Source organism: Oceanobacillus sp. J11TS1, from assembly GCF_018333215.1.
Taxonomy (GTDB): domain Bacteria; phylum Bacillota; class Bacilli; order Bacillales; family Amphibacillaceae; genus Oceanobacillus.
This window is the reverse complement of record NZ_BORO01000011.1, coordinates 24,709-40,029: the sequence shown is the minus strand read 5'-3', so window position 1 is coordinate 40,029 and position 15,321 is coordinate 24,709. Positions and strand designations below refer to the sequence as shown.

Here is a 15,321-nt window from a genome sequence, read left to right as displayed (position 1 = left end):
ACTCGCTCCACCTCAGCCCGAACCCGCTCAATCCTAAGCAAAAACCGCTCCATCCCAAATACATACTTATTCAGTATATGCAGTGCAGAACAGAAAATTTAAAACAGAACAAGAAAGACGTGAAAATATTTTAAAAATTTCATATTGACAAGGAATTGAAATAGATATATAGTTATTTACAACAAATAAATAGCAACACATTTTCTTATCCAGAGAGGTGGAGGGACTGGCCCTTAGAAGCCTCGGCAACAGACTTACAACAGAACTGTGCCAATTCCAGTAGCGTTTAGCTAGCAGATAAGAAGAGACATTGATGACGCATTCAAAACCTCTTCTTTCTGAAAGAAGAGGTTTTTTCGTTGTTGTATCGCCTTATCTGCAGTTAATCATAAATAAAAAAATTTGGAGGTATGAAGCATGACGAAAAGAAGTTTGGAAGAACGTTTACAGCAAGGAACAGTAATTGCAGGAGAAGGCTACTTATTTGAATTAGAACGCAGAGGTTATTTACAGGCTGGATCTTTTGTGCCAGAAGTGGCATTAGATAATCCAGAAACATTAAAGGCGGTATACCGTGATTATATGAAAGCAGGATCGGATGTGGTGCTGGCATTTACATATAACGCACACCGTGAAAAAATGCGTATCATTGGTAAAGAAGACTTGTTAGAACCTTTAAATAGAAATGCAATTAGACTGGCAAAAGAAGTAGCAAAAGAGCATCCGATAGAAGAGGCTTTGGTTGCGGGAAACATCTCTAATACAAATATCTTTAACCCAGAAGATCAAGAATCCAAGGATAAAGTAAGAGCGATGTTTAATGAAATGGTTTCATGGTGTAAGGACGAAGGTGTCGATTACATTAATGGCGAAACGTTCTACTATCATGAAGAAGCATTAATTGCGCTGGAAGAAATTAAAAAATATGACTTACCAGCAGTGATTACACTAGGGTTAATGGGTGAAAATATCCTGCGTGACGGCTACACAGTAGAAGAATCCTGTAAAATACTAGAAGATAATGGAGCATTAGTTGTTGGAATGAACTGCTTCCGTGGCCCAGATACCATGCAGCCTTATTTAGAAAGAATCCGTGAAAAGGTAGATGGATATGTTGGTGCACTACCGATTCCATATCGTACAACAGAAGAAAATCCAACATTCTTTAATTTACCGGATGGAGGGTGCAGCTGTCATTTACCAACAGAAACAACTTTCCCGACTTCATTAGATCCGCTTTACCATAACCGTTATGAACTAGCAGAATGGGCGAAAAAAGCGCAGGGTATCGGCATTAATTACATTGGTTTATGCTGTGGAGCTTCACCGGCGATGTTACGTGCTGTAGCAGAAGCGGTAGGAGTAGAGACAATTAATTCGAAATATTCTCCAGATATGCATAAACACTTCTTATTTGGTGAAGATGAAACATTGCAAGATCATATCACAGAGTACAAAACAAAAGCTTAAATATATGTCAGGGAGGCAGCTGTTATGGTATTGGCAAAGGAGAAGGATTTATTACAAGCGTTAGAGACGTTAAAGTCAAAAACCTGGGTGGATTTAACACATACATTTGGCCCGAAATCCCCGCATTTTGCAGCTTTTAAAGATGCGGAGATTGAGACATTATATACGCATGATGATGGATTCTTTGCGCAGCAGTTCAGCTTTTCTGGACAATACGGCACGCATATTGATGCGCCGATTCATTTTGTCCGTGATCAGCGCTATTTAGAAGAGATAGATTTAAAAGAGGTTGTTCTTCCGATTGTTGTTATTGATAAGTCAGAAGCAGTCAAGCAAAATCATGATTATATTTTGACAGTGGAAGATATTTTAGCGTTTGAAGACGAACATGGGAAAATTGAAGAAGGTACGTTTGTGGCGCTGCGTACAGATTGGAGCAAGCGCTGGCCAGATAAAGAGGCTTTTGAAAATAAAGATGAGCAGGGAAATAATCATTTACCTGGATGGGGTCTCGATGCGTTGAAGTTCTTATTTGAGGAAAGAAAAATTAAAGCAGTTGGTCACGAAACGTTTGATACGGATGCAGCCATTGATGCTCAGAAAAATGGTTCGTTAATCGGCGAGTATTATGTGTTAGAACAAGATACTTTCCAGGTAGAACTTTTAACGAATTTAGACCAACTGCCGGCAAAGGGAGCTGTCATCTTTAACATCAGTCCAAAACCGGAAAAAGCCAGTGGTTTTCCAGTTCGTTCTTTTGCTATCCTTCCATAATCGTAGAGGAAATGATTGAATAAGGAAGTAACAGAAAAAGGAGAAAAAATATATGACAAAAACAGCAGTAAAGGCGCCATTTCGAGCAGATCATGTAGGAAGTTTATTACGTCCTGAACGAATTCATCAAGCAAGAAAGAATTTTCAAGAAGAAGTCATTTCCAAAGAAGAACTTCATCAAATCGAAACCGAAGAAATAAAGCGTGTTGTCGATAAGCAAATTGAAGTTGGCCTGCAAGCTGTTACAGATGGGGAAATTAGACGCCGTTTCTGGCATACAGATTTCCAGGAGCATTTAAATGGTGTAGAAGGATATGTGCCAGACCAAGGATTTATATTTGTTGGTGAAGAAACAGAGCGCTATAATGTGCGGGTAACAGGAAAGGTTTCTTTTAATCCGGATCACCCGCATGTAAAAGACTTTGTTGAATTTAAAGAAATAGTTGGAGATCGTGCGATTGCCAAGCAAACAATTCCAAGCCCAAACCAATTATTTGCTAAAGGAATCGTCAATCCAGATATTTATCCAAATCTAGAAGAGTTTGCGGAAGATGTGATTCAAACTTACCGGGATGCGATAAAAGCTTTTTATGATGCAGGATGCCGTTATTTACAGCTGGATGATGTTTATATTGCGGGATTAAATGTAGAAAATTTCCCAACAACGGAAGATGGGAAGGATCGTCAATATTTTATTGATTTAGCATTGCATGTGTTAAATCGTGTATTAGAAGACAAGCCAGAAGATTTAACAATCACAACACATCTTTGCCGAGGTAATTACCGTTCTAAATGGGCATTCGAAGGAAGTTATGCCAAAATAGCTCCAACATTATTTGCAAAAGAAAAAGTAGATGGGTTCTTCTTAGAATATGATGATGATCGTTCTGGCAGTTTTGAGCCGTTAGATTATATTCCCAATGGCGGTCCTCGTGTCGTGCTGGGGATATTTACTTCCAAACATGGTGAACTAGAAAGTAAGGAAAATATTAAAGCTAGAATAGAAGAAGCATCAAAGTATGTTCCTTTTGAACAATTATGCATCAGCCCGCAATGTGGGTTTGCTTCTACGCACCATGGAAATCTATTAACGGAGGAAGACCAGTGGAAAAAGTTAAAATATATCGTGGATGTTGCCAAGGAGATTTGGGGAGAATATTAGACTTTATAGCAAAACAAAGCGTTAGCTCACATAGTATGGAAAATAAGTGAAATAGGAAACAGGCTGAAGGAGATTGGAACCTTTAAGCCTGTTTCTTTTTATGGGTAAGAAAAGTATAATAATGGATAAGCGATCCGTGTAGGTTGACTTGCGGTAGCGAACCTCTCTCGGCATGAGCACAAGTTAATAGATAAAAAGATAGAAATAATGCTAGAATAGATACATGTGTAATAATAATTCCGCGTTAAAATATATAGAGGTTAAAGAATAAAGTAAAAGAGCAACTGTTTTGGATGGATGAGTAAAGTCCTAACGAAGGCAATCCATCTCCTTTGCAGGCTTGAGTTGCTAAATTTTCTTTAGAAAGTGGGGAAATGACTTTGACAGAGATTTGTATGATACGGCATGGAGAAACAAATTGGAATAAGGAAAAAAGAATTCAAGGAAAGACAGATATTCCTTTAAACGAAACTGGAAAGTCACAAGCTAGGGCTTGCTGTGAGGCTGCAAAGAATTTTGAGCCGACAGTATTCATTACCAGCCCTTTAGCACGAGCAAAAACAACAGCAGAAATTATTAATCAGCACGTAGGCCTGCCATTACATGAAATGAAACTATTTGTCGAGCGTTCCTACGGAGATGCGGAAGGGATGACAATAGAAGATAGAAATCGTTACTTCCCTGACCGTGATAATATTCCAAACGTCGAAACATTGGATGCGTTAAAGGCTAGGGGGATGAAAGGATTAGAGGAAGTTTGTGAAAAATATCCAGGTGAGCGTGTTTTAATTGTTTCCCACGGAGCATTAATTAACGCACTCCTCTCTGTTATTTCAAACGGGGAGCTTGGCACGGGAGTTACTTTCCTTGAAAATACATCTATCACAAAATTTGCCTGCGAAAATGGGGAATGGCGTGTGATCGATTATAATAATACAGATCATCTGACCATGGTTAACGAGTAAGGGCTTTATCATTTTGGGGCGACTGCTTGTAACTCTCATGTGATTGAGAAAATAGGGTAGTAGTAAAAAGGTTTGTTGAAGGGGGTGTTATGGATGAAAATTAATTATGTAAAGGTAGAGGTACTCATTTCTGAAGAATATATTGCAGATTTGCGAGAACAGCTGCACGACCATGGATTTTTACGTTATGGCAACGAGGATAATGTTCTCTCGTACACGAAATGCAGGCATTATTCCCGACCGTTGGAGCTAGCTCCATTGGATATGTCTTCGGCATCGGAAAGTGTATTTTTAAAAACAGATTGTAAGGTAGAATTCCGTTGCATGATTCATCAAGTCGATAAAGTAAAGAAAATCATCCATGACATCCACCCGGACAATAATCCAGTCATTTATTTTATTCCTATTATAGAGTGAATGAATAATTAAAGCATCTGAACCTTTATTAAAAGATTTCAGATGCTTATTTTTAGCGAATAGAGGATGCATAGCCTGCCATCTATTATTATATACAATTTCGCCGTCTGTGATGATAGCTTGTCCAGCAATACTGCAAGCATTAAAACTTTTCCTTTTGTACCTTGTTTACTAAATTGTTCAGCAACAGCTTGAGTACCGAATACCGCACCGTTGATATTAACTGCAAATGTCTTATTTAACTGATTTTTCTTCTATCCATCTAAGTTAGCATGAAGTGCGCCATTGTTACTTATTTCAGTAATAATTTTCGCTAACTCATCAGTAGATTCTTTCATACCGTTCTCCAACCAATATTCAATGACAGTAATACTTCCGCTGATAGAATAAATCGTCATGTATTTTGCTGCCGTTTCACTCATTTTATGTTCTGGTTCGTTAAAGTCGCTCATAATATGGGTTTGTGCCGCTTGCATGACTTTATGGGTGAATCGTTTATTGCCATGATCACTAAAGAGAATTCGGAAATGTTCATGGCGGCTGAATACATAATCGAGCAAGTATTTTATCAATGCCAACACTTCTTTTGCTTGAGTGTAGTCATACTGGAGCAGAGCTTGATTGAGTTCATCAATAATTTCATCTTCAATATTGGTCAGTAAGTCATATTGGTCTGCATAGTGGCTATAGAAGGTGGACCGGTTAATATCCGCATGCTCACATATTTCTTTAATCGTAATGGAAGAGATGGGCTTTTCACTCAACAGCTCCATCAGGCTATTTTTCAATGCCATTCTTGTATAGCGTTTTCTTCTGTCTAGTTTTTTAACCATCTTGAATGATCTCCTTTATAGAGGTTGTTCAATTTGAGGACTTTTTGAGCTTCCTCTTATTCCATAAACAAAATATGAAATTCTGTCTGTTATCCAACAAACGATGATAATTTGTTGTGAAATGAACATATTTTATTCAACTGTTTGTTGTCTAACTGACAGTGTGTATTTATAATATTAAATTAAATAAAAGAATTCAGCAAGATAATGGGGAAATGATATTGGCAAATTTAATTATACGTTTTAAAAAGACGATTGTAACCATTTTTACTGCCCTCACTATTCTTTCTTTGGTGGGTGTTCTCTTTGTTGATGTGAATTATAATATGCAGGAATATTTACCGGAGGAAGCGGAGTCCACACAAGCTTTAGAAGTGATGGAGTCGGAGTTTTCTGGTGGCATCCCGAACGCAAGAGTCATGGTGGAAGATGTGTCGATTCAGGAAGCCATGGAATATAAAACAGGACTTGAAGAAATTAATGGGGTGACAGAGGTTTTATGGCTGGACGATATAATGGATATCCGAACCCCCATTGAAGTAGCTGATGCAAGTATGGTGGAGACGTATTATAAAGATGAAAAAGCGCTATTTTCTGTTACCGTCGCAAATGAAAAAGAAGTGGAAGCAACAAATGCCATTTATGATCTCATTGGTGAAGATAACGCTATTTCCGGAGAAGCTGTAAATACAGCTGTCGAGCAAGAAATGACAGGGAAAGAAAGTATGTATGCCGCTGCACTCCTTGTTCCGATTATTATCATTATTCTTATCTTATCTACAAACTCATGGATGGAACCAGTATTTTTCCTTACTGCTATTGGTGTGTCTGTATTAATTAATCTGGGAACGAACTTCTTTGTAGGAGAGATTTCGTTTGTCACACAATCTGTAGCTCCGATACTGCAGCTTGCTGTTTCCTTGGATTACGCTATTTTTCTATTACATAGTTTCCAGGATTATCGAAATAAACACTATCAGCCTGCGGATGCAATGAAATCGGCTATGAAGGAATCATGGCCAGTTATCAGTACAAGTGCTTTTACAACCATTTTTGGATTTATGGCGTTGTTGTTTATGCGTTTTGAGATCGGATCTGATTTGGGATTAAACTTGGTCAAGGGAATTGTTTTGAGCTTTCTTAGCGTAATTGTTATTCTTCCTGCCTTTACACTTGTATTCTATCGCTGGATCGACCGAACGAAGCACCGTGTGTTTGTGCCCACGCGTTTTACAGGAGCAGGAGAAAAACTATTAAAATTAAGACTTCCAGTATTCATTTTGATTCTTTTATTCATCGTTCCGAGCTTCTTGGCGCAAAGCAGTACAGAATTTACGTACGGAATGGGAGAACAGCCGGAAGATACGAGGTTAGGAGCTGATATGAGGCAGATTGAAGAGAACTTTGGAGAATCCACTTCGATTGTTTTGCTTGTTCCAAATAATGAGGTTGGGAAAGAACAAGAAATGGTTCAAGTTTTAGAGAATGCCAACCACGTCTCTTCTGTCATTAGCTATACAACGATGGTGGGCAGCGTTATCCCGCAAGATTTCTTAGAAGAGGAAGCAACGAAACAATTTCTTTCCGAGAATTATAGCCGAGTGATTATTAATACAGAGGCAGGAACAGAAGGGGAGCTTCCATTTGCAATCGTAGAAGATGTAAGGGATATTGCTTCTTCTTATTATGGGGAGGATGCGCTGACATTAGGGGAAAGTGCATCATTATACGATATGAAGCATATTGTTTCTAAGGATAATCAGCTTGTGAACCTATTAACGATTCTAGGAGTAGGCATCGTGGTCTTATTTAATTTCCGGTCGATTTCCTTACCGGTTATATTATTGCTTGTTATTCAGGCGGCCGTTTGGATAAACTTGGCCATTCCTTATTTTACAGGGACACCGCTAGTGTTTATCGGCTATTTGATTGTCAGCACGGTTCAGCTGGCAGCAACGGTGGATTATGCGATATTACTGACAGAAACATATAAAAATTATCGGAAGTATATGCCAAAATGGAAGGCTATGAAAATGACATTGGATGATAAGATCTTCTCCATTGCTGTTTCTGCATCCATTTTATCGACAGTTGGATTTATTTTATGGCTGACTTCCTCTAATCCAATTGTTGGTTCCATTGGACTGCTGTTAGGTAGAGGTGCCCTTTTAGCATTTATTCTCGTTGTTACCTTGCTGCCGGCATTACTTGTCTATGGTGATAGATTACTTCAAAAAACATCGTTACGCATGAAGTTTTACGAGGAGGAAAAAAATGAGGACAACTAAATGGATTTGGCTCACTTTAGCATTCTTCTTTATTCCTTTCTTAAATACAGCTGTCTTAGCTGCAGCTGCCGAAGAAAAAGACAAAAAAGGGGAAATTGAGCAAAAGAATGAGGTCATTTATGCGAACTTAGAGGCCAATGGAGCTTTGGAAAATGTTTATGTCGTGAATGCATTTGAGTTAAAGAAAACAGGAGTTATTGAAGATTACGGTAACTATAATTCTGTGAAAAATTTGACGGACACCAGTGTGATTGAACAAGACGACGATACGATTCGTATGGAAGCAGCAGCCGATAATTTTTATTACCAAGGAGACCTCTCGAAAGAACTGCCTTGGGATTTTTCCATTAAATATTATTTGGATGATGAGGAAGTGGATCCTCATACGATTCTTGGAGAATCAGGTCAAGTAGAAATAGAGATAAAAGTAGAGAAAAATGGCGATGCAGAGGAAGTGTTCTTTGATAATTATATGTTGCAAATCTCGCAGCCATTGAATACAGATTACTTCTATAATATTGAAGCAGAAGATGCAACCATAGCAAATGCAGGCAAGAATAAGCAGATTGCATTTACAGTAATGCCAGGGGAAGAGGAGACGTTAACCATTCACGCAGATACCGATCAGTTTGAGTTGGAAGGGATGGAGATTTCTGCATTGCCATCTTCCTTTTCTGTAGATGGACCAGACACAGATGCGTTAACAAAGGAGTTTCAAAGCTTAACCGATGCCATCAGTGATATCAATGATGGAGCGGGTGAGCTAGGAACTGGAATCCAATCGCTCGCAGGTGGCTTCACTGATTTAGAGAGCGGTTCTTCTCAATTTCAAAACGGCTTAAATGAGTTAAATAATTCGAGCGGAGAATTAACCAATGCATCAGCAGAGATTAATAATGCATTTCAATTGGTGCGAGAAGAAGTCGGGCAAATCACAGGCATTGATGGAATGGAGCAATTAAGCGGTTTGACCGAGGAAGCGTCAAATATGGCTGTGGGAATGGAAGAATTAGTTGATGGATTAGATGCTTTAACAGAAGGTTATAAGGATGCCAATGAAGCGCTGGGGACAGCTATGAGTCAAATACCAGAAGCGACATTAACAGAGGAAGACTTACAAGTTCTATATGAAAGTGATGTCGATGCAGCGATAATAGAAGAATTAGTAGGTACGTATGAAGCTGCTCAAAATGCATTGGCTGTTTATAATGAAGCTGCAGCGTCATTGGAAGCTGTCGAGCCGACATTATCAGAATTTCAAACTTCAACTCGGGAAACCGCTGAGTATATCCGTACTCTAGCAGATAATTTGGAAGCCTCTATTGGTGGCGTAGAGATAGATGATGGGTTAGAAGATTTTATTGCTGGTGTAAATACGATGGCTGATAATTACAATCAATTCCATGAAGGGTTACTAGCTTATACGAACGGAGTCAATGAACTAAGCATATCTTATTCAGATATTCATACGGGAATCGGCGAGGCATCAATAGGCGCCGACGAGCTTGCCGCTGGAGCAAATGAATTAAGTGACGGCACTAGCCAGCTATATGACGCTACACAAAATATCCCTGATGAAATACAGAAAGAAATCGATGAGATGATCTCACAGTACGATAAATCGGACTTTGATCCAATATCTTTTGTAGCTGAGGAAAATAATGAGATAACAAACTCTGTTCAATTTGTTATCCAAACGGATAGTATTAAACCCGAGGCAGATACAGAAGAAACAGAAGAGGACGAGGAAGAAGAAGGATTCTTTGAAAAACTAATCAATCTTTTTCGATAGGAAAAAAGCACCACATGAGCTCATTCATGTGGTGTTTTGACTTGAAAGATATTTAGCCTTAATAGTTCGAGCATTCCTATGAACCCCGCTCGAAAAAAGTAAAACGCGCTCCAACCTAAGCTGAACGCGCTCGGAAAAAAGTAAAACGCGCTCCACCCCAAGCAGAATGCACTTTAATAGAATAACTCATACATAAAATTGCTTCTTGTCATAATAAAAATTGTGAAGTAAAATATATAAGTAAGGTCATCTGATGACCTTACTTATATACATAGTGTGGAAGCGCTATACCGGGTTGGGAAAGGGGGAATTTGTTTGTATTTAATATTCGCTCTAAGTGCGATTATTGCGCCGTTTGTGTTTTTGGTTCTATTGCGCATGTCGGCGTTGAAAGGGATGTCGTTAAGTGCAGTTATTGTTATTGCAGTAGCTATGTTGTTTTGGGGGGTGGAAGGAAACGTTGTTTTATCATCCGTTTTTCAGGGTATACATAAAACCCTAACCATACTATGGATTTTATTTGGTGCATTAGTATTACTAAATACACTTCGTAAAACTGGGGCAGTTGATCGAATTAATCAAGGTTTTCAAAGCATCTCAGGGGATATGCGTGTTCAAGCTATTCTTGTTGCTTTTCTTTTTGGAGGTATTGTGGAAGGAGCGGCAGGGTATGGTACGCCTGCTATGGTGACAGGACCTTTAATGTTAGCGCTTGGGTTTAGACCGTTAGCTGCTGTTACCTTGGCATTAATTGCGGATAGTACAACCGTGGCTTTTGGAGCGGTTGGAACACCCATCACAGTAGGGTTAAGTAACCTTGCAGGAGCAGATAAAGTATTTTTTGATGAAGTTGGAATAAAAATTACTTCCATGGATATTTTTGCTGGAACCTTTATTCCTTTTATAGTTGTTTGTATCCTGACGATGTTTTTTGGAGAGAAGAGAGGGTTTAGATATGCTTTACCGATGCTTCCTTGGACATTATTAATCGGGGTTACATATACCGGCTCTGCTATTCTATATGCACACCTTTTAGGACATGAATTTGTTGCGCTTTTAGGATCTTTGACAGCATTAGCGGTAGCAACATTTACTGCTAAAAAAGGCTTTCTCATTCCGAAAACAGTATGGAAAGGTGCTTTACAAAAAAACTTTAACGTGAACCGACAAAAGTCTGAAATGAGGATAGTTACAGCGTGGACTCCTTATATCATCGTTGTCGCATTATTATTGATGACAAGAATTATTCCTTGGTTAAATGAATTAACGTTAACTTTAATTGATTTTTCATGGAGAGATATTTTAGGAGTGGAAGGTGTAACTTCGGCTTGGGAATTCCTTTATTCTCCAGGCACAATCCTTACAGTTGCTGCTGTTTTATCGGTGTTTCTGCATCGGAAAAACTTACGTACGTTTGGAAGTGCAGTGAGGGATTCTTTGTCTACGATGAAAATTACAGCTATTTCCTTAATTGCAACATTAGCGATGGTGCATGTGTTTGTAAACTCTGGAATGAACACACAAAATTTCTTAAGTATGCCAGAGTATATTGCGAATTCCCTTGCTAGTTCGTTAGGGTTTATGTGGCCTTTCGTTGCACCGTTTTTGGGGGAATTAGGTGCATTTATTACAGGTAGCGCAACCGTATCCACGTTAACATTCTCACCAATTCAGTATAGTGTGGCCTCCCAGCTTGGGTTAGATGTGAATACTGTCCTAGCACTCCAATTAATTGGAGCCGGTGCAGGAAACATGATTTGTGTGCATAATGTGGTTGCGGCAAGTGCAGTAGTTGAGTTGAGTGGTAAGGAAGGCGACATTATCCGAAAAACACTGATTCCTGCTGTTTTATATGGTTTAACAATTGGATTAGTAGGTTTTATTGCTTTTCATTTCATGCTGTAACAACAGTAGCTACAGGAGGGAGCTTTCCAAACCTCTAGGAATTGATTAAAATAGATTTACGTACTAGAGGAGCTGAAGAAATGGAATATAAGCGTATAAAAACCGCAAAAATATATGAGCAAGTTGCAGATTCATTGATAAATATGATTAAAGATGGAACATTGAAATCTGGTGATAAGCTGGATTCTGTTGAACAATTAGCGCAGAATTTTGGTGTTGGCCGTTCTGCTATCAGAGAAGCGCTAAGCGGCCTACGTTCAATGGGACTAGTAGAAATGAGACAAGGAGAAGGGACCTACGTCAAAGGGTTTGATGCAGAGCGTTTTACTTTGCCTGTAAGCACAGCATTTTTAATGAAAAAAGATGATGTTAAGGAACTATATCAAGTTCGTAAAATTTTGGAAGTCGGGACAGCAGAATATGCTGCGCAAAGTTATAAAGAAGAGGACCTTCTGAAAATGGAAGAAGCTTTACAATTGATGGCTGATGCCAAAGGAAATGAAAAAATTGCTGAGCAGGCAGATGCAGATTTTCATTTAGCTGTTGCACAAGCTACCCAAATGAATTTACTAATTCATTTAATGGGAAGTGTTTCCGAATTAATGTCAGAAACCATCCGTGAGACACGCCGGATTCTATTGTACACAGAAGATCGGTCAAATATTTTATATAAAGAACATGAGCGTATTTATCAAGCAATCAAAAATAGGCAAGCCGATCAAGCAAGAGAAAAAATGTATGAGCATTTAGAAAATGTAGAGGAGTTGCTATTCCGAGAACTTGATAAGAAATAAGCCTCGTTCATGTCTGGTATAAAAAGAAGAGGTGTAGAAAATGAAAGTATCTTTGTTTATTACATGTGTAAGTGATATTGTTTTTGCAGACGTTGGTAAGAATACAGTGGAATTATTGGAGAGGTTAGGTTGTGAAGTAGATTTTCCAGCAGCGCAGACTTGTTGCGGACAACCTGCCTATAACAGCGGCTACCTAGAAGAAGCGAAAAAAGCGATGAAGCAAATGATGAAGGCCTTTAAGGATTCGGAGTATGTGGTTGGCCCATCTGGTTCTTGTGTGGGGATGTTAAGAGAATATCCAGAGATCTTTAAAGGAGATCCAGAATGGGAAGAAGCAGCGATTGATTTGGCCAATAAAACCTATGAAGTCACGCAATTTATCGTCGATGTATTGGGCGTAACGGATGTAGGGTCTACATTTAAGGGAAGAGTAACCTATCACCCATCCTGTCATATGACCCGTATTTTGGGAGTAAAAGATGCTCCAACAAAACTATTAAAAAACATCGAGGGAGTCGATTTTGTAGAGCTTCCAGTAAAAGAAGATTGCTGCGGATTTGGAGGAACATTTGCCGTGAAAAATCCAGAGATTTCCCAAGAGATGGTGAAAGAAAAATCGCGTCATGTTTCTGAAACAGAAGCAGAATATCTTGTTGGCGGGGATATGGGATGCTTAATGAATATTGGTGGTCGTATGCGAAGAGAAGGTAAAAACGTCAAGGTGATGCATATCACAGAAATTCTGAACACACATGGAAAAGAACAAGGAGGAGAAATAGCATGAGTATAAAAATTAGCGAAAAGCCTTATAAAGAACGAATTGGACAAGGCATCGAGAATGATTTTATGCGTCAAGCGGTTTCTTCAGCACAAGGAAGATTTCGAACTGGACGGCTAACACAGGCAGAAGAGCTTGGTAATTGGGAAGATTGGCGTCAACTTGGTTCTGAGATTCGTTCGCATACCTTAGAAAACATTGATTACTATTTATATCAATTGAGTGAGCAAGTTGAAAAACGCGGCGGAAATGTATTTTTTGCCCAAACGGCAGAAGAAGCAAATGAATATATTGAAAATGTTGTAAAAAAGAAAAATGCGAAAAAGGTCGTCAAAACAAAATCAATGGTAACGGAAGAAATTGGTTTAAATGAGACATTAGAGAAGATAGGAGCAGAGGTTGTTGAGTCAGATTTAGGGGAATGGATTTTGCAATTGGATGAAGATCCACCTTCTCATATTGTAACTCCCGCTTTACATAAAAATAGACAGCAAATCAGAGATACTTTTCAAGAGAAAAAAGGCTATAATAAATCAGATACACCAGAAGAATTAGCGGCATTTGCAAGAGAACAGCTGAGACAGGATTTCTTAACAGCAGATGTAGGTATTACAGGTTGTAACTTTGCGATTGCTGAATCTGGTTCCGTTACGCTCGTAACAAACGAAGGAAATGCGGAAATGGTAACTTCGCTTCCGGATACACAAATCAGTGTGATGGGAATGGAACGACTTGTGCCTACATGGGAAGACATGGAAGTATTAGTTAGTTTACTGACCAGGTCAGCTGTCGGACAAAAATTAACAAGTTACATTACCACACTCACAGGAACACGTTTAGAAGAAGAAGTCGATGGTCCCGATGATTATCATCTCGTTATTGTGGATAATGGCCGTTCTAAGATTTTGGGAACAGAATTTCAATCCGCGCTTCATTGTATTCGCTGTGCAGCTTGTATTAATGTTTGTCCTGTTTACCGTCATGTTGGCGGACATGCTTATAACTCGATTTATCCAGGGCCAATTGGAGCCGTGTTAACACCGCTTCTTGATGGCTATGAAGACCATAAAGAATTACCATATGCATCTTCTTTATGTGCGGCTTGTACAGAAGCATGCCCAGTAAAAATTCCATTACATGAACAGTTAATCCGCCACCGTGAAATTATTGTAGAGGAAGAGAAAAAATCACCAGTATCAGAAAAAATAATGATGAAGGGATTCGCGCAGTGGGCGTCGAACCCAGCGGCGTATAAATTAAGTACGAAGGTAGCGAGAACAGCATTAAAGCCTTGGACAAAAGATGAATATATTGAAAATGGACCAGGGCCGTTAAAGGGATGGACAGATGTCCGTGACTTCCCTGCGCCTGGGAAACAATCCTTTCGCACTTGGTGGAATAACCGTCAAAAAGGAGGGGAAGCATAATGGCTATTCAAAATCGTGAAGCTTTTTTAAGCAACCTTGCTGCAAATCTTGGTCGCCCGCAAAAAAGAGAAGGGGTAAAAAGACCTGAATACAGTGTGGCACCACAGCGTGAAGTTTTTAAGGATTATTCAACAGAGGAACTTATTGAAGTGTTAAAAGAACATTGCAAAGTGATTCATACAGACTTTGTTCGTACAAGAAAAAAAGATTTGGCTGAGACATTGAAGGAAGTCCTAGATGGATATGAAGCAAAATCAATTATTGCGTCTAACGATAGACGAAATCAAGACTATGGATTAGATGTTGCTTACGAGCAATTTGCGGATACAATCGATGTCCATTTATGGGATTCGAAACTTGGTAAAGAAAACCAAGTCATTGCCGAAAGAACAGATGTAGGAATTTCCTTCAGTGATATAACACTTGCGGAGTCCGGAACAGTAACTTTAATGACCAATAAAGACAATGGGAGATCCATCAGCTTAATGCCTAAATGTTATATTGCGATTATCCCAAAAGAAACCATTGTACCAAGGATGACACAAGCAGCGAGCAAGATTCATCAAGATAATGAAAATGGAGTTGATGCTCCATCTAGTGTTTGTTTTGTAACAGGTCCTAGCAATAGTGCTGATATTGAAATGAATTTAATTGTCGGTGTGCATGGACCAGTGAAAGTAACTTATATCGTAGTAGATTAATTAGGCAGAGATATC

At 39.0% G+C, this 15,321-nt stretch carries 13 protein-coding genes, 1 pseudogene and 1 riboswitch; of the genes and pseudogenes, 12 read left to right on the top strand and 2 right to left on the bottom strand.

The window, feature by feature from the left end; translation table 11 throughout:
• Window positions 1-202: 202 nt before the first annotated feature.
• A riboswitch (SAM riboswitch) is annotated at window positions 203-304 on the top strand.
• Window positions 305-417: 113 nt separating this feature from the next.
• The 5 genes from KI343_RS10405 to KI343_RS10385 all read left to right on the top strand — a co-directional run bounded on the left by KI343_RS10405 (window position 418) and on the right by KI343_RS10385 (window position 4,788).
• Complete coding sequence (locus KI343_RS10405) at window positions 418-1,470, top strand: homocysteine S-methyltransferase family protein (RefSeq protein WP_212926357.1); 1,053 nt, start codon at window positions 418-420, stop codon at window positions 1,468-1,470.
• Window positions 1,471-1,494: 24 nt separating this feature from the next.
• Complete coding sequence (locus KI343_RS10400; RefSeq protein ID WP_212926356.1) at window positions 1,495-2,244, top strand: cyclase family protein; 750 nt, start codon at window positions 1,495-1,497, stop codon at window positions 2,242-2,244.
• A 52-nt stretch (window positions 2,245-2,296) separates the two neighbouring features.
• On the top strand, window positions 2,297-3,406 hold the full coding sequence (locus KI343_RS10395; RefSeq protein ID WP_212926355.1) for a 5-methyltetrahydropteroyltriglutamate--homocysteine S-methyltransferase: 1,110 nt from the start codon (window positions 2,297-2,299) through the stop codon (window positions 3,404-3,406).
• 380 nt (window positions 3,407-3,786) lie between these two features.
• Window positions 3,787-4,371: a histidine phosphatase family protein gene (locus tag KI343_RS10390; RefSeq protein WP_212926354.1), complete on the top strand. Its 585-nt coding sequence runs from the start codon at window positions 3,787-3,789 to the stop codon at window positions 4,369-4,371.
• Window positions 4,372-4,464: 93 nt separating this feature from the next.
• A complete protein-coding gene (locus KI343_RS10385) occupies window positions 4,465-4,788 on the top strand; it encodes a cytochrome C biogenesis protein (protein WP_212926353.1) in 324 nt (107 codons plus the stop codon).
• 123 nt (window positions 4,789-4,911) lie between these two features.
• Here KI343_RS10385 and KI343_RS20595 read toward each other — a convergent pair.
• Window positions 4,912-5,036, bottom strand: a pseudogene (locus KI343_RS20595) (acetoin reductase); the annotation flags it as partial.
• A 6-nt stretch (window positions 5,037-5,042) separates the two neighbouring features.
• Window positions 5,043-5,621 (bottom strand): TetR/AcrR family transcriptional regulator, encoded by a 579-nt coding sequence (locus tag KI343_RS10380; RefSeq protein ID WP_212926352.1) that lies wholly within the window; start codon window positions 5,619-5,621, stop codon window positions 5,043-5,045.
• A 215-nt stretch (window positions 5,622-5,836) separates the two neighbouring features.
• Here KI343_RS10380 and KI343_RS10375 point away from each other — a divergent pair, with 215 nt between their 5' ends.
• The 7 genes from KI343_RS10375 (at window position 5,837) to KI343_RS10345 (ending at window position 15,306) form a co-directional block, all read left to right on the top strand.
• Window positions 5,837-7,909 carry an efflux RND transporter permease subunit gene (locus tag KI343_RS10375; protein WP_212926351.1) on the top strand — a complete coding sequence of 691 codons (2,073 nt, stop codon included), beginning with the start codon at window positions 5,837-5,839 and terminating at the stop codon, window positions 7,907-7,909.
• Window positions 7,896-9,701 carry a methyl-accepting chemotaxis protein gene (locus KI343_RS10370; RefSeq protein WP_212926350.1) on the top strand — a complete coding sequence of 602 codons (1,806 nt, stop codon included), beginning with the start codon at window positions 7,896-7,898 and terminating at the stop codon, window positions 9,699-9,701. Before KI343_RS10375 ends, KI343_RS10370 begins: the two co-directional genes overlap by 14 nt.
• 315 nt (window positions 9,702-10,016) lie before the next feature.
• Window positions 10,017-11,606, top strand: a complete 1,590-nt coding sequence (locus KI343_RS10365; RefSeq protein ID WP_212926349.1) for an L-lactate permease — start codon at window positions 10,017-10,019, stop codon at window positions 11,604-11,606.
• Between the two features lie 80 nt (window positions 11,607-11,686).
• Complete coding sequence (locus tag KI343_RS10360; RefSeq protein ID WP_212926348.1) at window positions 11,687-12,400, top strand: FadR/GntR family transcriptional regulator; 714 nt, start codon at window positions 11,687-11,689, stop codon at window positions 12,398-12,400.
• Between the two features lie 40 nt (window positions 12,401-12,440).
• Complete coding sequence (locus KI343_RS10355) at window positions 12,441-13,184, top strand: (Fe-S)-binding protein (RefSeq protein WP_212926347.1); 744 nt, start codon at window positions 12,441-12,443, stop codon at window positions 13,182-13,184.
• Window positions 13,181-14,605, top strand: coding sequence for a LutB/LldF family L-lactate oxidation iron-sulfur protein (locus KI343_RS10350; protein ID WP_212926346.1), 1,425 nt, complete (start codon window positions 13,181-13,183; stop codon window positions 14,603-14,605). The genes KI343_RS10355 and KI343_RS10350 overlap by 4 nt, the downstream gene beginning before the upstream one ends.
• Window positions 14,605-15,306 (top strand): LutC/YkgG family protein, encoded by a 702-nt coding sequence (locus KI343_RS10345; protein WP_212926345.1) that lies wholly within the window; start codon window positions 14,605-14,607, stop codon window positions 15,304-15,306. Before KI343_RS10350 ends, KI343_RS10345 begins: the two co-directional genes overlap by 1 nt.
• Window positions 15,307-15,321 lie beyond the last annotated feature (15 nt).